General features: G+C 45.6%; 18 protein-coding genes and 3 tRNA genes. 12 read left to right on the top strand and 9 right to left on the bottom strand.

Features of this window, described 5'->3' with window-relative positions; genetic code table 11:
- Nucleotides 1-20: 20 nt before the first annotated feature.
- Entirely contained in the window at nt 21-1,391 is a 1,371-nt protein-coding gene (locus tag BHV83_RS14235) for an MATE family efflux transporter (RefSeq protein WP_044545557.1), read from the bottom strand.
- 144 nt (nt 1,392-1,535) lie between these two features.
- Here BHV83_RS14235 and BHV83_RS14230 point away from each other — a divergent pair, with 144 nt between their 5' ends.
- Both BHV83_RS14230 and BHV83_RS14225 read left to right on the top strand, forming a co-directional pair.
- On the top strand, nt 1,536-2,834 hold the full coding sequence (locus BHV83_RS14230; protein ID WP_008772654.1) for a M23 family metallopeptidase: 1,299 nt from the start codon (nt 1,536-1,538) through the stop codon (nt 2,832-2,834).
- Between the two features lie 3 nt (nt 2,835-2,837).
- On the top strand, nt 2,838-3,206 hold the full coding sequence (locus BHV83_RS14225; RefSeq protein WP_005867901.1) for a YccF domain-containing protein: 369 nt from the start codon (nt 2,838-2,840) through the stop codon (nt 3,204-3,206).
- Between the two features lie 311 nt (nt 3,207-3,517).
- Here the strand turns inward: BHV83_RS14225 and murI are convergent, their stop codons facing one another.
- From murI to ribD, 8 genes are all read right to left on the bottom strand, one after another.
- Nucleotides 3,518-4,348 (bottom strand): glutamate racemase, encoded by an 831-nt coding sequence (gene murI, locus BHV83_RS14220; RefSeq protein ID WP_005867900.1) that lies wholly within the window; start codon nt 4,346-4,348, stop codon nt 3,518-3,520.
- 90 nt (nt 4,349-4,438) lie between these two features.
- Nucleotides 4,439-4,933 carry an OmpH/Skp family outer membrane protein gene (locus BHV83_RS14215; protein WP_005858972.1) on the bottom strand — a complete coding sequence of 165 codons (495 nt, stop codon included), beginning with the start codon at nt 4,931-4,933 and terminating at the stop codon, nt 4,439-4,441.
- A 74-nt stretch (nt 4,934-5,007) separates the two neighbouring features.
- The gene (locus BHV83_RS14210; RefSeq protein WP_122144015.1) at nt 5,008-5,523 is read right to left on the bottom strand and encodes an OmpH/Skp family outer membrane protein; all 516 of its coding nucleotides are present in this window, start codon (nt 5,521-5,523) and stop codon (nt 5,008-5,010) included.
- A 172-nt stretch (nt 5,524-5,695) separates the two neighbouring features.
- The gene (gene bamA / locus BHV83_RS14205) at nt 5,696-8,386 is read right to left on the bottom strand and encodes an outer membrane protein assembly factor BamA (RefSeq protein ID WP_122144016.1); all 2,691 of its coding nucleotides are present in this window, start codon (nt 8,384-8,386) and stop codon (nt 5,696-5,698) included.
- Between the two features lie 14 nt (nt 8,387-8,400).
- Nucleotides 8,401-9,144, bottom strand: coding sequence for an undecaprenyl pyrophosphate synthase (gene uppS, locus BHV83_RS14200; protein ID WP_005858978.1), 744 nt, complete (start codon nt 9,142-9,144; stop codon nt 8,401-8,403).
- Nucleotides 9,145-9,155: 11 nt separating this feature from the next.
- The gene (gene porG / locus BHV83_RS14195) at nt 9,156-9,860 is read right to left on the bottom strand and encodes a type IX secretion system protein PorG (RefSeq protein ID WP_008772658.1); all 705 of its coding nucleotides are present in this window, start codon (nt 9,858-9,860) and stop codon (nt 9,156-9,158) included.
- 81 nt (nt 9,861-9,941) lie between these two features.
- A complete protein-coding gene (gene bamI, locus BHV83_RS14190) occupies nt 9,942-11,318 on the bottom strand; it encodes a BamI family beta-barrel-assembly machinery protein (protein WP_034531826.1) in 1,377 nt (458 codons plus the stop codon).
- 119 nt (nt 11,319-11,437) lie between these two features.
- Nucleotides 11,438-12,517: a bifunctional diaminohydroxyphosphoribosylaminopyrimidine deaminase/5-amino-6-(5-phosphoribosylamino)uracil reductase RibD gene (gene ribD, locus BHV83_RS14185; protein ID WP_286757647.1), complete on the bottom strand. Its 1,080-nt coding sequence runs from the start codon at nt 12,515-12,517 to the stop codon at nt 11,438-11,440.
- 56 nt (nt 12,518-12,573) lie between these two features.
- Between ribD and BHV83_RS14180 the strand changes: the two genes are divergently transcribed.
- The 10 genes from BHV83_RS14180 (at nt 12,574) to BHV83_RS14135 (ending at nt 18,017) form a co-directional block, all read left to right on the top strand.
- Nucleotides 12,574-13,530 carry a N5-glutamine methyltransferase family protein gene (locus tag BHV83_RS14180; RefSeq protein ID WP_009016980.1) on the top strand — a complete coding sequence of 319 codons (957 nt, stop codon included), beginning with the start codon at nt 12,574-12,576 and terminating at the stop codon, nt 13,528-13,530.
- A complete protein-coding gene (locus tag BHV83_RS14175) occupies nt 13,527-14,027 on the top strand; it encodes a regulatory protein RecX (RefSeq protein WP_009016979.1) in 501 nt (166 codons plus the stop codon). The genes BHV83_RS14180 and BHV83_RS14175 overlap by 4 nt, the downstream gene beginning before the upstream one ends.
- Complete coding sequence (locus tag BHV83_RS14170; RefSeq protein ID WP_009016978.1) at nt 14,008-14,697, top strand: ComF family protein; 690 nt, start codon at nt 14,008-14,010, stop codon at nt 14,695-14,697. Before BHV83_RS14175 ends, BHV83_RS14170 begins: the two co-directional genes overlap by 20 nt.
- An 86-nt stretch (nt 14,698-14,783) precedes the next feature.
- Nucleotides 14,784-15,419, top strand: coding sequence for an orotate phosphoribosyltransferase (gene pyrE / locus BHV83_RS14165; RefSeq protein ID WP_005858992.1), 636 nt, complete (start codon nt 14,784-14,786; stop codon nt 15,417-15,419).
- Between the two features lie 22 nt (nt 15,420-15,441).
- On the top strand, nt 15,442-15,855 hold the full coding sequence (locus BHV83_RS14160; protein ID WP_005858994.1) for an SRPBCC family protein: 414 nt from the start codon (nt 15,442-15,444) through the stop codon (nt 15,853-15,855).
- Nucleotides 15,856-15,868: 13 nt separating this feature from the next.
- Nucleotides 15,869-17,209, top strand: coding sequence for an argininosuccinate lyase (argH, locus tag BHV83_RS14155; protein ID WP_009016977.1), 1,341 nt, complete (start codon nt 15,869-15,871; stop codon nt 17,207-17,209).
- Complete coding sequence (locus tag BHV83_RS14150) at nt 17,202-17,675, top strand: Rieske (2Fe-2S) protein (RefSeq protein ID WP_005867883.1); 474 nt, start codon at nt 17,202-17,204, stop codon at nt 17,673-17,675. The genes argH and BHV83_RS14150 overlap by 8 nt, the downstream gene beginning before the upstream one ends.
- Before the next feature lie 73 nt (nt 17,676-17,748).
- Nucleotides 17,749-17,821, top strand: a tRNA-Gly gene (locus BHV83_RS14145).
- Nucleotides 17,822-17,844: 23 nt separating this feature from the next.
- A tRNA-Leu gene (locus tag BHV83_RS14140) sits at nt 17,845-17,929 on the top strand.
- A 15-nt stretch (nt 17,930-17,944) separates the two neighbouring features.
- Nucleotides 17,945-18,017 (top strand) — tRNA-Gly (locus tag BHV83_RS14135).
- The last annotated feature ends 50 nt before the right edge of the window (nt 18,018-18,067 follow it).

Below are 18,067 nucleotides of genomic sequence, written 5' to 3'. Positions count from 1 at the left end.
GTTCCCAAGAACACCCTGTTTTAGCTTATATTAACAGGATTCTTGATTAACATCCTCTTTTTCCACTTCTGCGTTCGCCATCGCAAACAGAGTACCGCTCCCCTGGAACACTCGTCCAAAGCAAAAGCGAACCACATCCCCGCTAAGCCTAATCCGAACACGATACCGAACATATACCCGCAGAACACGGCAAAGAACCACATACAGAATAACTCGATAATTACCGGGACCACGACGTCGCCTACCGAACGCAAGCAGAATAAGAACAGCAGTACCGTGGCCCGCCCTTGCTCCAAGAGTACATCTACCAGCAAGGCTCCCATCGCGATCGTTATGATTGCTTGATTCTCAGTAAATATCCCCAATAAAGGACGTCCCAGCAGATAAACCCCGGTACTAGCGACTAACGTAATCAGCAACGACCTCCTCCAAGCATACCAACTCAATAAATAAGCGGCTTGCTTCTTCCTCGCGCCCACCAAATTGCCGGTACAAATAGAAGTAGCTTGCGCGATCGACAAAGAAAAGATATAGCCGATTATCACGATATTCATCACATAAACACGAGCTGTCAAGTACTCATTACCCAGCATATTGATAAAGTAGACAATCGTCACCTGCGAGGCATCATACGAGATTTGTTCCGCTGCCGAAGGTAAGCCGATCTTCAACACATCTTTCAACTTCTGAAACGGGAACGGACGGAAATAAGCCAAAGGGATACGAGGCACCAACCGCTTGAACAGCATGATAAACAAAAGTGTCATCGCCACTCCCCGGCAAACAGAGGTAGAGATAGCCGCTCCTTGTACACCGAGGGCAGGGAAACCGAAATGGCCAAATATCAACGCATAATTTCCAAACACATTCAATACATTGATCAGCAAGGTCACCTGCATCGCGTAATTCGGCTTGTTCGCCGCACGGAGCACCGCCGATATCGTAAAACTAACCGCTTGGAAGAAGCCGAACCCTCCGACAATGTGCATATAAGTCTCAGCGTCCGGCATCAGATCCGGACGGATATCCATCAGGACCAACATCTCCCTACCGAACAAGAAAAGCATCAAGCTGATCAAGCAACCTACGCCGGCGTTAAACAACAAGGAGGTTCCTAACACCTGAATAAAACTCTTATTATCTTTCGCCCCGAAATAAAGGGCGCACATGACGGAAGTTCCGGTCGTGGTAATATTGAACAGCAGGAATACCATGTTCAGCAATTGATTAACCACACCTACCGCTGCCACCGCATTATCGGAATGATGGCTCAACATAAGCGTATCCACCACGCCTAAAGTCAACATCAGCAAGGTTTCCAGAAAGATAGGCCCTGTTAATTTAAATAATTTACCTCTCAGCCCTCTCGGGGCACGGAATAGTCTATACATGTCCATTGATCTGCTTTCTACCTAAACACCTTTTTACGAGTCCGCGAAGGTACAAAGCTTTACGCTAAATAGGTTTCGCTATTTCTATTATTTTCCGTAAGTTTGTATCCGGTTGAATAATTTTTGATGAACAAACGAAGACAAATGGACAAGAAACTACCTATATGTATCGTATTAGTCATGTTGATGAGTTGTTTCTCCTGCAAACAGCCCCAACAGCCCACGGAAGACGCGGACATGGATACGCAGTGGGTGGATAGCTCACAACATCTGTATCAATACGGCATCTGTATCGATTCCTTGGACGTAAAAGAGTATTTGATGAAAAACGGGGATAATCCCGCCTCCATCTTCTCCGGGCTGGGCTTCACGGCCTTGAAAGCAGACAGTATCAGCAGGGCATCCACCCATGTCCTCGATCCGACGAAACTGCGAGCCGGCATGCATTATTACACATTTTCCACGGTAGATTCCTTAGAGACGATCCGATATATCGCCTTCGCCAAGTCGCTGACCGATTATGCCGTAATCGACTTGACCGGAGATACGATCAACGCCTATGAATTTAATAAGCCGATCACCCTCAAGAAAAAATATACGGAAGGAGTCTTAAACTCTTCCCTATGGAACGTGATCAAGGCCAATGGAGGTGATCCGTATCTGGCGATCAAGATATCGGACGTGTACGCTTGGCAAATCGATTTCTTCGATATCAAAGATGGAGACTCATTCAAGGTTCTATACAATGAGGCTTACATCGACGATACCACCGCCTTGAGCATCGCCTCTATCGAGGGGGCGATCTTTACGCATCAAGGCAAAGAGTTTGTAGCGATTCCTTTCACCCAAGACAGTATCTTCGAATACTTTGATGAGGAAGGGAACAGCCTTCGCAAAGCGTTCTTGAAAGCCCCATTAGACTTTTTCCGGATCACATCCCGTTTTACGAACGCCCGTTTCCACCCGATCCTCAAACGATACCGGGCGCATCATGGGGTTGATTACGCGGCACCGACCGGTACACCGGTACGCAGCATCGGAGCTGGTACGGTTATCGCCAAGGGATATCAAAACGGCGGGGGCAATTTCCTGAAAGTGAAACATAACTCCGTATACACCACGACTTATATGCACTTAAGCCGCTTCGCCAAAGGAATCCAAGTAGGCAGCCATGTGCAACAAGGCCAAGAGATCGCTTATGTAGGCTCCACCGGACTCTCTACCGGGCCGCACCTAGACTTCCGTGTCCATAAGAACGGGCAACCTATCGATCCGCTAAAAATGGAAGCTCCCCCTTCTGAACCGGTGAAACCGGCCTATAGGGATAGTTTCGCTTTCGTTAAGCGGCAAATCTTGGCGGAAATAGATAGCTTTCATGTAGCCACAGTTAGTAAAGCATCTGTTATATATGAGAAAGATAGTATCAACCATTTAAATAACTAGCGTATGAAATTCTTGGGGAATATAATATGGTTACTCTTCGGAGGGATTATAACAAGTGTAGAATATCTGATATCCAGCCTAATACTAATGATAACGATCATTGGTATACCTTTTGGCCTCCAGACCTTAAAATTAGCGATACTGGCTTTATGGCCTTTTGGCAGCCGTGTCGTAGACGAGGGGAATTCCGGAGGATGCTTGTCACTTATCATGAACATTATCTGGATATTCGTCGGAGGCTTTTGGATTTGCCTTACGCATCTGGGATTCGGCCTTTTGCTATGTATCACGATCATCGGCATCCCTTTCGGCATGCAACATTTTAAGATGGCAGCTTTAGCCTTGGCTCCTTTCGGAAAGAGCATCCAATAAGAAAGCATCTAACTTTTCCGTAGAAGGCAGACGTCCGGCAAGAATTTAAGATAGGATAAGGTATTATACCTATTTCTTTCTATACCTATACGTTCTCGCTCCTTGTTTTATTTTCTAATTCACGTCATGGTCTGTACAGACCACAACGTGAACTATACAAACCACGCCGTGAACTCTACAGACCACGGCGTGATCTGTAGAATTATACTAGATATTCAAATGAATTCATCCGATATCTTTCAAGTATTCATAAGGAAGGAGGGAAGTATAAATAGCGTTCATATACATCTCCCTCATAGGGCCTAGGGGCGTTATAGCTCGATCTGGGAAACCGAGACCGGAGTATTCATGAAGATAGAGGCCGCCTCAGAAAACTTCTCTGCCGACTCCGTGGTAAGAAAACGGCAACTTCCTCCCTTCGTGAGTTTACGATCCATTTCCGGGTGACGCCCTAAATAATCTCGCAAACTCTCCGCTACATGCTCGCCTTGCGAGAATAGAGTGATGCCGGAAGGAAGAAAAGCACGGATCTTATCCATCAAAAGGGGATAGTGAGTACATCCCAAGATAAGCGTATCGATTTGCGGATCTACGGATAATAGATGGTCGATATGCTTTTTCACGAAATAATCCGCTCCCGGGGAATTAAACTCATTATTCTCCACCAAAGGAACCCACATGGGGCAAGCCTCGCCTGTCACTTGGATATGTGGATACATCCTGCCGATCTCGATCGTATAAGAATTGGACGTAATCGTACCGCTCGTACCTACGATACCGATATGTTTGGTACGGCTGATTGTATCCACTAACTCAACTGTAGGACGGATGACTCCCAATACACGACGATTGGGATCCCATGTAGGCAAGTCTTTTTGTTGGATCGTACGAAGCGCTTTCGCCGATGCCGTATTACAAGCCAAGATCACCAATTGGCAACCCGACTCAAACAAGCGCGATACCGCCTGACGGGTAAATTGATAAACAACCTCGAACGAACGGGTTCCATAAGGAGAACGTGCGTTATCGCCCAGATAAACGTAATCATAACCGGGCATCAACTGATGAATCTTATCGAAAATCGTAAGTCCGCCATAACCTGAATCAAAAAGACCGATCGGACCGGGAGTTTGTGGAAACATATCAGAAACCTTCTTTTATAAAGTACAAAGGGTGCAATCCTTTCGGAAAACACCCCCTCTTTTATTCTATAGAATAAATTTTCTCGCTAATTACAAACCGAGTTTCGTACGAACAAACGGAGTTGCGTCTACCGCGTTAGTACCCGTATAAAGCAAAGCTGCCGGATCGATGATATACGTATATCCCTTCTCCTCGCCTACCTTCTGGATAGCCTCGTGCAACTTCTGTTGGATCGGTTGCAACAATTCTTGTTGTTTCTTTTGTACGTCTTGCTGAGCTACCTGAACGAAGTTATCCATACGTTCTTGGATATCTTGAATCTCTTGCATTCTTCTCAACTTGATATTTTCTGTCAATGAATCTTGCTGCGCTACGAAGTCTGAATATTTCTTTTGGTATTCATCTTGCATTTGCTTCAATTCAACTCTATATTTCTCATTCAAGTCTGCCATTTGTTTTTCCATACCAGATACCTCCGGCATAGCCATAAACACCTCTTGAGTTTTTACAAACGCAATTTTAACTTCCTGAGCGATAGCTCCCAACGGGAGAATCATCAACAATAAAACAATAAGTTTCTTCATTTTTACTATATAATTACTTTGTTATTAATCAAGCTTTCACACTTTTCATGCATAAAGCGCACAAATGTAAGCATTTATTTTGAATATCCTAACTTAATCAGCACTTCATTACTGATATCGATCTTTGGCGAAGCGAAAATAATGCTCATGGCAGAAGCTCGATCCCAAACAATTTGATATCCCTTGTCTTCCGAGATTTCTTTCACCGCATTATACACCTCGTCTTGAATCGGTTTCATCAAACTCTCGCGTTTCTTATATAACTCACCCTCAGGACCGAAATATTTACGTTTCAGATCTTGCGCCTCTTGCTCTTTCTTCACGATCTCTTCCTCACGTTTCGTTTTCATCTCGGCGGAGAGGAATACCAGATCGCTCTGATAATTCTTATACATATTCTGAGCTTCTTGCTGAATCGCTTCCACCTCATTTTGCCATTTCTTGGAAACTTGGCTCAACTGCTCATTGGTCATTTCGTAAGCCGGAATATTCTTCAATATATATTCCATGTCGATTAAAGCGAACTTCTGTGCCATGCCGACAAAAGAACAAAGCAACATCAGACAGCTCAATGTGATAATCTTTTTCATACTCTCTTTATTTATAGTTCTACTTTATGACTGCAAATATAACAGAGGGTTTACTTACAGCCTACCAATATTCGTTAAAAGTATTTATTTAAATGTAGAGACGGGGCGTGCCCCGTCTCCACATACGGAACACGCCCCGTCTCTACATACGAAGCTATACCCGATCTATATTTTAGAATTCCTGTCCGATGATAAAGTGCAGGTTACTACCGCTACGTTTACCATTAGATCCATAATTCGGCTCGTCGAAACCATAAGCCCAGTCGAGTCCCATCAAACCGATCATCGGCAAGAATATACGGACACCGACACCAGCGGAACGTTTCAAGTTAAACGGATTAAAATTCTTCAAATCAGTCCAAGCGTTACCAGCCTCCACAAATACCAATCCGTAGATCGTAGAGGAAGGCTCCAGCAAGAACGGATATCTCAACTCCATAGCCAAACGAGAATAAGCGTATCCATAAGAGTTGTAACCACCATTACCGGCGATACTACCATTCTCATAACCTCTCAAACCGATCGTTTCCTGAGCATAGGTACTGGAGTAACCACTCATACCGTCACCACCCATATAGAAGGTCTCGAACGGAGACTTCTTATTTTTATTATAAGTACCTAAGAAACCATACTCAACACGGGTCATCAATACCGGCGTACGTTTCACGGTCAACGGAGCCAACGGAGAGAAGATCTTCGCTTTGAACTTCCATTTATGATACTCGATGAATTTATACTTATCCGGGTCTGAGCTTGACATCGACGCATAATCCTTACCATCGAATAAAGAGTAAGGAGGCGTAGCAGCTACAGACAACATGAATTGTGAACCCTTACGAGTATACAACGGGTTATCGATAGAATTACGTTGCAACATCAACTCCAAGTTGATATTATGGCAATTTCCGTTATTAACCAAGAAATAATCCCAATCATGCATCATATACAGCTGATAGTTCAACGTCGCCATGAACTGGAAGTAGTCATCCGGCCAATTCAAGCGTTTACCATAACCAGCCGCTAAACCGAACATCATGATAGACTTATCCGGGTCGTAAGCATACTCATAACTATTATTGTAACCATAGTTGCCGTAATAGTTGCTACCATAGCCATAACCGCCCCCATAATAACCGGGATAACCATAGCCATAGCCCGGATAGCCATAACCATAACCGGAATTGGTCAAGTAATTGCTACTGATATCGGTTTGCTTTGAGAAATAAGCGCTGACAGACAATGTATTCGGTCGTTTACCGCCGAACCAAGGATCCATGAAGGAGATGCTGTAAGCCTGATAGTAACGCCCGTTCGTCTGGCCGCTCAAGGTCAATGTCTGTCCCTCACCTTGCGGGATGATGCCCTTATAGGTTTTCGGGTTCAAGAAGTTCTTCATAGAGAAGTTCGTAAACTTCAAACTTAACTTACCGATCACACCCGTCTGTCCCCAACCAGCGGAGAACTCGATCTGGTCATTCGCCTTGGAAACCAAGTTATACTCAATATCCACGGTTCCATTCTCAGGATCAGGCAGCGGCACCGGATTCATGTTTTCCGGGTCGAAGTGTCCCATCTGGGCCAACTCACGAACGGAACGCATCAAGTCGTCACGGCTGAACAACATACCCGGCTTGGTACGCAACTCACGGCGAACGATATCCTCATACAAACGGTCATTACCATTAATGATAATACGGTTGATCGTCGCCTGCGGACCCTCTTGGATACGGATCTCTAACGAGATAGAGTCATTCGCTACATCCACCTCTACCGGATCGGCGTTGAAGAACAAATAACCGTTATTAAAATAGACATTCGAAACGGCATCATCATCCGTACTCAAACGTTCGTTCAATTTCTTTTGATTATACACCTCGCCTGGCTTCATACCCAACACGGCCATCAAATAGTCCGTAGAATATTGCGTATTACCCACGAAGCGAATATCTTTCAAATAGTATTTCTCACCTTCATCCACTTTCAAGAAGATATCTACCTTCTTCTCGTTAAAGTTCGCTACGCTATCAAACAACAATACGGCGTCGCGATAACCATGCTCGTTATATTTAGCGATTATATTTTTCTTATCGTTCTCATATTCCTCAGTCGTGAACTTCTTCGTGCTGAACATCTCCATGATACTGGTTTTCCAGTCGTTCGGCAAGCTAAACTTCTCGTTCGTCTTCTTCATCGCCTTCTTCAACTCCCGGGCAGTCAGTTTTTCGTTACCCTCAAAATAGATACGATGGATCTTGGTCTTTTCATTCTTATCGATATTGATATCCACGATCACCTCGCCTTCATTCGCGGGATCGTCCTTTTGCTCGATCTCGACATCCACGTTCTTAAAGCCTTTGCCATCGAAGAACTTCTGGATCACGATCTTGGCACGGTCCATGACGTTCGGTGTCACCTGAAAACCTTTCTTCAAACCCAGCTTCGCCTCCAAGTCCTCACGCTCGCCTTTCTTGATCCCGTGGTAATTGACTTGCGAGATACGCGGACGCTGCTTCAGCTGGATCTCCAGCCAAATCTGGTCGCCCTCGATCTTCGTTGCCAAAATCTTCACATCCGAAAACAAGCCATGTTTCCAAAAACGCTTCACTGCTGTAGTGATCTCCTCTCCCGGTACGGTAATCTCATCGCCTACCGACAAGCCCGAGAAGCCGATCAACACAAAATCATCATAATTCTTGATACCCGTAATCTTTATATCCGCAATCTTGTATTTCTTCGGAGCTAACGAGTACGAAATGACCGGCACTTCTGCCGGCGCCTCAACTTGGGTAGTGTCTATTTCTTGGGCAAACGCACCGCAAGCGAAACCCAAGCAAATAAAAAACAGCACTATTCTTTTGTACATATAACAGCTATTGTTTATAAGATTAATTGCTCACTTGTCTTACCGAAACGACGCTCACGTTGCTGGTAATACAATATAGCCTCATACAACTCTTCTTCTCTGAAATCCGGCCAAAACACATCCGTAAAGAAGAATTCAGCATATGACAACTGCCATAGCAAGAAGTTACTGATGCGTTTCTCTCCTCCGGTCCGTATCAAAAGATCGGGATCGGGGATATTTTTGGTCGTCAAGTGGTCCGAGACCATAGCCTCGGTTATATCATTGGGGTTTATTTTCTGTTCCAAGACCTCTTGGGCGAGTTGCCTAGCCGCTCTGGTGATCTCCCACCGGGAAGAATAACTAAGCGCCAGAACAAGTGTGGTTCCCGTATTCGCCGAAGTCGTATCGATACATTCTTGCAATGTATTATAAGCATCCTCACGCAAACGGGAAAGATCGCCTATGGCGGTAAGGCGAACGTTTTTCTTCATCATGTCCGGAGTCTCCCGGTGAATGGCAGAGACCAGCAAGCTCATCAGCGCTTGGACCTCTTCTTCCGGACGATTCCAGTTCTCGGTAGAGAAAGTGTACAACGTCAGATATTTCAATCCGAGTTGAGTGACCGCATCCATAATCTTACGGACCGAAACAACGCCTTCCTGATGCCCGAAGCTACGGTCTTTCCCCTTCGCCTTGGCCCAACGTCCGTTCCCGTCCATAATAATTGCCACGTGCCGTGGCAAGCGATTCTTGTCTATTTTCTCAATCAACGACATTTTTTATCTTACTAATATTCACTTATATTTTTCGCATTGTTACAAGTACGACACCTCGGGCCGAAATCCCATGTAACAGACAACAACAAGAAAGAGTACCAATCTTTATTCTTAAGAGCGCTACCCTTAACACCATACGGATCGTCCAACATGTCCTTTCCCTCTAGGCCATCGCCAAATAACTTACGAAACGAGAACTCGCACCCTAAATTAAGGCGGTTCTTGATCTTATATTTCATGCCCACGCCTAAAGGAATATTCGGGCTGGCGAAAGTCTTCCCACCACCCGGAGCCACCGTCAGCCCAATGCCCACCAAGACATAAGGAGAGAAACGCTTCGCCCCCGCATAGTCGAACTTATCGCTATACGGGAAAAAATTGAACTCCGCCTGTCCCCCCAACTCCATGATACTACGGTTGAAAGAGGTTTGGGCATTATTCGGAAAAACGTTCTCCATACCTTCGGTCTTACCGGAAACCTGTCCCCACATCAAGTTGGCTTTCAAGGCCCAACGAAAGTTGATGTTATACCGGAACACGGCTCCCACCGCCGGATTCATTCCTTTAAATATCGTATTCTTGTTGGCGTCACCCATATAAAAGGCACCACCAGCCATACCACCGATCTCGTACTTATATTCCTGCGCCCAAAGCGTAGGGACCGTACCCGCTAATAGGATGATTATGAGAAGCCGCTGAAAAAAAGTTGAAGTCATAAGCCTTGCTGTTATATATACCACACTTCTTTTTCTAACGCTAAAAGCCTCATAAAATTATACATCTCCTATCGAACTTTTCTATTCCTTCGGGATCAAACGATTGATACGGCCTCTCCAAAGTTGGTTCAAGTCATTGGAACCAGTGCTGGTTTTTCCTCCGAAAATGTTCACGAAATTCTCTTTATCCACAATAATTGAGGAAAAGCCTCTCGCCGCATAGTCGGTCGGTAACACCACCATCGAGTCGATCAACGACCAAGAAATACCATAATCTATCGATTGATACATATCTTTCAATGCCTTGTTCGAAGCGTCGATACCTCCGATCAAGAAAAACTTATCGTCATAATTCGTGATCATCGCTCCCTCACGCTTCGTGAAGTTTGCGTCACCAGAAGCCATCAACGCCCAAGAGATACCATCCATGGTCGCCCAAGTCGTATTAACCACTTGGTTGTCCACGGTACGTCCGCTGGCGGTCATCAAGTACTCATGATACATTGCGGCATATTGGAGATTGCTAAATCCGGTAACAGGGAATCCGCTAGGCACCGCATCTCCGGCGATCCACTCCATGGATTCGTTCATCGCATAGAACGCTAGCTTTCCTTCCTGATCCACGATCGTAGCTAAGGCGGAAGGCTGTTTCGTGCCCTGCTTCACGCTACCCAAAACGTATTTCACGGAAGGGGCGTTCTCTACAGCCCTCCAAGTCAAGCCATCCTCGGATCTATATAAAGTGCCATTTGTAGCCGGCACATATAAAGCATTGTTATACTCGGTAATCTGGGAGATCAAAAGCCCATCGGAAGGCAGACCGGTCAAGGATAATGACTGCCAGCCCTTAGGCGCGCTTACCGGAGCGTAATATAATTGGTAAGGTTTACCGGACTCGGCGGGTTTCACATACATAAAGTAATTCTCCGATCCATTATAATCGTAGGTTACCACCTTCTGATCCTTCACGGTAATGCCAATCATAGGATTCGCGTACATACTCCAAACCATAGAGTCCGGAACCACTTGATGGATATTCACCTGCGCCATATAGACTTTTGTCGTGACTTGGTCATACGCATGAACCACGAACTTTACCGGAGCGGAGAAATTAATGGAGTCTGATAAATTGTTTAAGTAATAAGTAGAGTCCGGATAAGCATACGGGCTTACCTCTATACCGCTAAGCGCATAGCTACTGGCTGCCGTAATCGTACAAACAACTTTCTCGATCTTCGTGCCAAAAGGCAGAGAGTCAATGTTAAAAATCCGCCCCGTCAGTTGGTCGATCGTAAACTTCACGGTATCCAACCCCGAGATAGAATCACTACTTAGCTTAAAAGAGGATATTTGGCAGTTCTTAACCAATTCTATATCAGTGACATCTTCTGATTTCAAACAAGAAGACAACACTAATGCAAAACAACCTGTTATAAATAGTACTAATTTATTTTTCATCAAAAACATAAGTTTGTCGCATATAAAGGCACAAAAGTAGAAACATTTTTTGCTTTCACCCTAATACCTGCTAATATTTATAATATTTTAGTTGATTATATGAGCCTTAAAATTCATAGTTATGATTTTTCGAACTCATCGTTATGATTTAAAATTTCATAGTTATGATTTTTAATGCTCATAACAGAACGTCCGGAGATGCCGCTAACAGCCTCCTTTCCAAGCATCGGCGCATGCACCCCTTGATACAGGCGAACCGGAGCTGTTTCCACCCTCGCCTCGTCCCATACATCCGCTTCCACGAAAGAATTAATCAACTGGGCCCCACCTTCCACCAATAAGGAATCCAACTTCCGGACAGCAAGATGATCTAGCACTTGCCGGATCACCGGACCCTCGAAATCTATCCGGATATACTCCACGTTCTCTCGGTTTTCTACGTCCTTCTCCGTAAATATTAATGTACGTGAGGAACCATTCAGCAACCGATAAGAATCGGGAATAACGAGCCGGCGATCCAATACGACCCTAACCGGAGAATTACCGGACCAATGGCGCACGTTCAATGAAGGATTATCCAATAAAGCGGTCCGTGTACCGACCATGATAGCCGCCACCTCCGAGCGAAGTTTATGCACCAAGCGGGAAGTCTCCGGAGAAGACAAAACCGTGACCGGCTCCGACACGTCCATACGCAAACGATCGATAAACCCATCCTCGCTCTGCGCCCATTTCAAGATAATATAAGGACGGCCTTTCATTTGTAGCGTCATAAACGCCTTGTTCAACGCACGGGCTTCTTCCTCCATCACGCCTGTGACCACCTCGACACCGGCCTCACGCAACATCCGCACGCCTCGCCCCGACACCTCGGGAAAAGGATCCAAGCAACCGACCACCACCCGTGGAATCCCTTTCCGGATAATCAACTCGGCGCAAGGAGGCGTCTTCCCATAATGAGAGCAAGGCTCCAGACTCACATAAATCGTACTGTCTTTCAACAAAGACTCGTCTTTCACGGAAGCGATAGCATTCACCTCGGCATGCGCCTCCCCACATTTCCTGTGAAATCCCTCACCGATAATACGGCCCTTATGCACAACCACCGCACCAACCATCGGATTCGGACTGACATTTCCCCTCCCTCCTTTGGCCAACTCGATGCAACGAGCCATGTATTTCTCTTCAACCTCTACCATAATCTTTGCATATAAACGGTTTTTACACTACTTTCGCGATAAAACAAGAGTAAGATATGACTGAGACCATCGCCTACATCCGAAATTCCCTCAAAGATATTTATCCTCCCGGCGAAGCCCAAGCGCTCGTCCGGCTCATCATGGAACGTGTTTGCGGTCTTTCTACCCATCAACTCCTGTTAGGCAAAGGTAAAGAATTATCTGATACGGAGAAATTTAAAATCAAGGAGATTGTAGAAGGACTGCGTTTATACAAGCCCATACAATACTTATTAGGCATAGCGGATTTTTACGGGATGGAGTTTAAGGTGACGCCGGACGTATTGATTCCCCGCCCGGAAACCGCCGAGTTGGTCGAGCGGATCATCACGGACTACCAAGGCCAAGCCCCTCGTATATTAGATATTGGTACGGGAAGCGGCTGTATCGCTATTTCCTTGGCGAAACATCTTCCGAAGGCAGAGGTAGCGGCGGTGGATATATCACCCGAAGCGCTCGCCATGGCCGAGGAGAACGCCCGTATGAATCAAGTTTCCGTATCCTTCCATGAATTGGATATCCTTTCCGAAGGTTATTCCAGTTTCATGCAAGAGAAACAAAATTTTCACGTACGTGAAACTAGATTTTCATGTACGAGAAACAAAATTTTCACGTACGTGAAACTAAAATCCCATACGGAGGAAACCGAAGCGTCTCTTATAGGAAACTTAAACTGCATCGTCAGTAATCCCCCTTATATAATGTATAGAGAGAAAGCGACCATGGAAGCGAACGTTCTGGAGAACGAGCCTCATCTAGCCTTGTTCGTTCCCGACGACGATCCGCTTCTCTTCTACCGGGCCATCGCCCGCTTCGGACAAAGGCATTTGGTGGAAGGCGGGCATCTTTACTTCGAGATCAATGCCCTTTGCGGAAAAGAGACCGTAGCGATGCTACGTCAAGAGAATTACACCGAAGTCGAATTAATACAAGATCTATACGGGAAAGACCGTATCGTAAAAGCGAAAATATGAAAGAGATAACCGAACCCGAGATGTTGCACCGGGCAGCCGCCTATTGCTCCGCCGCCGAACGCTGCATACAAGACGTACAGAAAAAGATCGATGCCGCCGGACTTCCCCCCGACGCCTCCGAGCGTATCATCGCCCGCTTGCTGAAAGAGCGGTTTATCGACGAATCCCGTTACACCCGTTTCTTCGTGAACGATAAGCTACGATTCAATAAATGGGGACGGGTAAAAATAGGCTACGAGCTTTATAAGAAAAACATCCCCTCCCCGATCCGGGAAGAATCGCTCGCCGCCATCGACGAGGGAGAATACCGCTCCATCTTACTCGATTTACTAAAAAGCAAAAAGAAATCGACCAAAGGAAAAGACGAGCGGGACCTATTCAACAAGTTACTCCGTTTCGCCGCCGGACGAGGTTTCGAAAGCCGGATCACGTTGGATTGCCTAAGTCAATTATTCAAAGAAATAGACTGCGAGGATTATGCCGACGACATGGAATAATCTGCTCAACCTGTTTTTCCCAAACTTATGTAAAATATGTAAACGACCACTCGTCGAGGGAGAAGAACAAATTTGCCTGAAATGCCTATGTGATCTGCCGCACACGGGATATCATCAACAGGTGAACAACCCCGTCGAGCAACTTTTTATCGGAAAGGACCGGATCGAATACGCCACCGCTTATCTACGATACGAGAAAGGTGGAAAAGTACAATGCCTGATCCACTCGCTCAAATACCATGATAATAAAGAGCTGGGCTATCTACTCGGACGGCAGATAGCGAGAGAGCTCCAAGCGGATCACAGCCCGATATGTACCGTAGACCTCCTTATCCCCGTTCCCCTGCATCCCCGCAAAAAACGGCAAAGAGGTTACAACCAGTCCGAATGGATCGCCTCCGGCATCCGTTCCATATGGGATATCCCCATCGATACGCAAAGTCTGGCCCGCACCACCCACACAAGCACCCAAACTCGTAAGGCCATTTACGACCGTTGGTTAAATGTATGTTCTATTTTTAATGTCATTCATCCGGAAAGCTTAAAAAACAAACATATCCTGCTCATAGACGACGTGATCACAACCGGAGCCACGATTTCCGCTTGCGCAAAGGCTTTATCAGGGATTCCGGGCATACGCATCAGCATTTTAGCCCTATCTGTCGCATAAATATTAATAAAAAATTAACGTACGATATTCAAGGTAATGTCATTCAGTTTATCTATTTTTGCAAACTGATATAAATATAGGATTGTATGAAAACACTGGAAAGTTTAGTAGCAGAAAAATTATTAAAGATTAAAGCCGTAAAGTTGCAACCGGCCAATCCGTTTACTTGGGCATCCGGCTGGAAATCTCCGATCTACAATGACAACCGAAAGACTCTTTCTTATCCGGTCGTTCGTAGCTTCATTAAATTGGAGTTGGCTCGTGTGATTAGTGAAAAATTCGAGAACGTAGATGCCATTGCCGGTGTTGCTACAGGCGCGATCGCTCAAGGTGCTTTAGTAGCCGATTTATTAGGATTGCCATTCGTATACATCCGCTCTACGCCAAAGGATCATGGATTGGAAAACCTTATCGAGGGAGAATTGAAACCGGGTTCTAAAGTAGTGATCATCGAGGATTTGGTATCTACCGGAGGTAGTAGCTTGAAAGCCGTACAAGCCGTACGTAACTTTGGTTGCGATGTCGCAGGTATGGTAGCTATCTTTACCTATGGATTCCCTGTAGCGGAAGCCGCTTTCAAGGACGCTAAAGTGACATTGACTACATTGAGTAACTACGACGCAGTCTTGGAAGAAGCTGTCCGTACGCATTACATCGATGAGTCTGAGATCGCGGTTCTTCAGGAATGGCGTAAAGATCCGGCTAACTGGGACCCGAAATAAGTAATAAACAAAAAAACACTCAATGACTGAAGAATTTGTGAGTGAGGTCAAACAGATCCCACACAATGATGAACGTATCTTCACGATGTTGTCCGATCTTTCCAACTTGGAACGTATCAAGGATCGCATCCCGCAAGATAAAATAAAAAATTTTGAGTTCGACAGCGATACCTGTAGTTTCGCTGTCGATCCCGTTGGTAAGATTACCTTCCAGATCGTAGAAAGAGAGCCGAATAAATTAATCAAGTTCACGACGACCAACTCTCCTGTTCCCCTTTTCTTGTGGATACAATTGAAACAGGTGGCCGAGGACGACACACGGTTAAAAATCACGGTTCGTGCCGATCTGAATCCGTTCTTGAAACCAATGGTATCGAAACCTTTGCAAGAGGCTGTCGATAAAATCTCGACCGTTATCGCCTCCTTGCCTTATTAATTCCTTTTTCATTATGGCTCAGAAACTTTGGGAAAAAAATGTACAGGTAGATCATGAAGTAGATATCTTCACGGTAGGTAAGGACCGTGAGCTGGATCTTTACCTCGCTAAATATGACGTATTAGGCTCTATGGCGCATATCACGATGCTGGAAAGTATCGGTTTGTTGACCAAAGAGGAACTAAACGTCTTATTAGCAGAATTACGGAATATATACGCCGTAGCGGATCGTGGAGAATTCATCATCGAGGAAGGCATCGAGGATGTGCACTCGCAGGTGGAACTCATGCTTACACGCCGTTTGGGCGATATGGGCAAGAAGATCCATAGCGGGCGTTCCCGCAATGATCAGGTTCTATTGGATCTGAAACTTTTCACCCGTTCGCAAATACAAGAATTGGTTGAGTTGGTTTCCGGCTTGTTCGACGTTTTGATCTCCCAGAGTAACCGGTACAAGGATGTACTGCTTCCCGGATATACGCATCTACAGGTAGCTATGCCCTCTTCGTTCGGACTTTGGTTCGGCGCTTATGCGGAGAGCTTGGTAGATGATTTGCAACTTATGCAAGCCGCATACCGTATTTGCAACCGTAACCCGCTGGGTTCCGCCGCCGGATATGGTTCATCCTTCCCGCTAAACCGCCAGATGACTACGGATTTATTAGGTTTCGACTCGCTGGACTACAATGTGGTATACGCCCAGATGGGACGTGGCAAGATGGAACGCACCGTAGCTTTCGCTATGGCGGGTATCGCCGCTACGCTCTCCAAGTTAGCGTTCGACGCTTGTATGTTCAATAGCCAGAACTTTGGCTTCATCAAACTGCCGGATCAGTTCACGACCGGCTCCAGTATCATGCCGCATAAGAAGAATCCGGATGTATTTGAGTTGACACGTGCCAAATGCAATAAGCTTCAAGGCTTGCCTCAGCAAATCATCTTGATCAGCAATAATCTTCCTTCCGGTTACTTCCGGGATCTCCAGATCATCAAGGAAGTCTTCCTACCGGCTTTCGACGAGCTGAAGGATTGCTTACGCATGGTAACTCATATGATGCGCGAGGTGAAAGTAAACGAGCATATATTGGACGATGATAAATATTCTCTATTGTTTAGCGTGGAAGAAGTGAACCGCCGTGTCTTGGCCGGAATGCCTTTCCGTGACGCTTATAAGCAAGTAGGTTTGGATATCGAGGCCGGTAAATTCGTTCCTTCGAAGAGCGTTAACCATACACACGAAGGCAGTATCGGTAATCTATGTAACGAACCAATCGCCACCATGATGCGTAGCGTGATAGGTTCTTTCTCTTTCGAACGGATGAACGAGGCTGAAAAGAAATTGATCCATGGATAAGATAAGACGGATATTTCCACTTTTGATCTTGTTTACGCTATTATCTTGCGCAGATACGATAGAGACTCGCATTCCCTATCGTGCGGTCTATCTGGAACTAGATCTGACTTATCAAGATAAAGCGTTGAATGCAATACAGGCTTATAAGATCTACACCTCTAAAGATGTAGACCAAGCTGGCGAGCAAACAGGGTTTGGAGGCGTATTGGTTTATCATGGATTGTCCAGTAACGGAACCGGGGCATTCTTTGCGTTCGATGCCGCTTGTCCTCATGAGGCATCCGCTAATGTCATCGTAGATGTGGACGAATCTGCCGTATACGCCATTTGTCCGAAATGCGGTAGTAAATTTGAACTTTTAAACGGTATCGGCAATCCGGTGGAAGGACCTTGCGCTGAGGAGAAACAAGCCCTCAAACAATATGTCGTCGATACAAACGGTAATAAAATTTACATCCATAATTAAATTTTTCACCGAAAATGTTTGGTAGTATAAATATTTGTACTACCTTTGCACTCGCAAAAGAGAAACAAACAATGCGGAAGTAGCTCAGTTGGTAGAGCATAACCTTGCCAAGGTTAGGGTCGCGGGTTCGAGTCCCGTCTTCCGCTCAACTCTTAGAGAAGAGGTGGATGCTCGAATGGTGGAATCGGTAGACACGAAGGACTTAAAATCCTTTGGCCATTGCGGCTGTGCGGGTTCAAGTCCCGCTTCGAGTACGATCTAATTTAATTGCGGAAGTAGCTCAGTTGGTAGAGCATAACCTTGCCAAGGTTAGGGTCGCGGGTTCGAGTCCCGTCTTCCGCTCGCTTCCAAAAGGCCTCGCTGTTCGAAAGAATAGCGGGGCTTTTTATTTC

The organism is Parabacteroides sp. merdae-related_45_40, assembly GCF_001915675.1.
The sequence above is the reverse complement of the archived record's forward strand: the minus strand, read 5'-3'. Positions and strand labels throughout refer to the sequence as shown.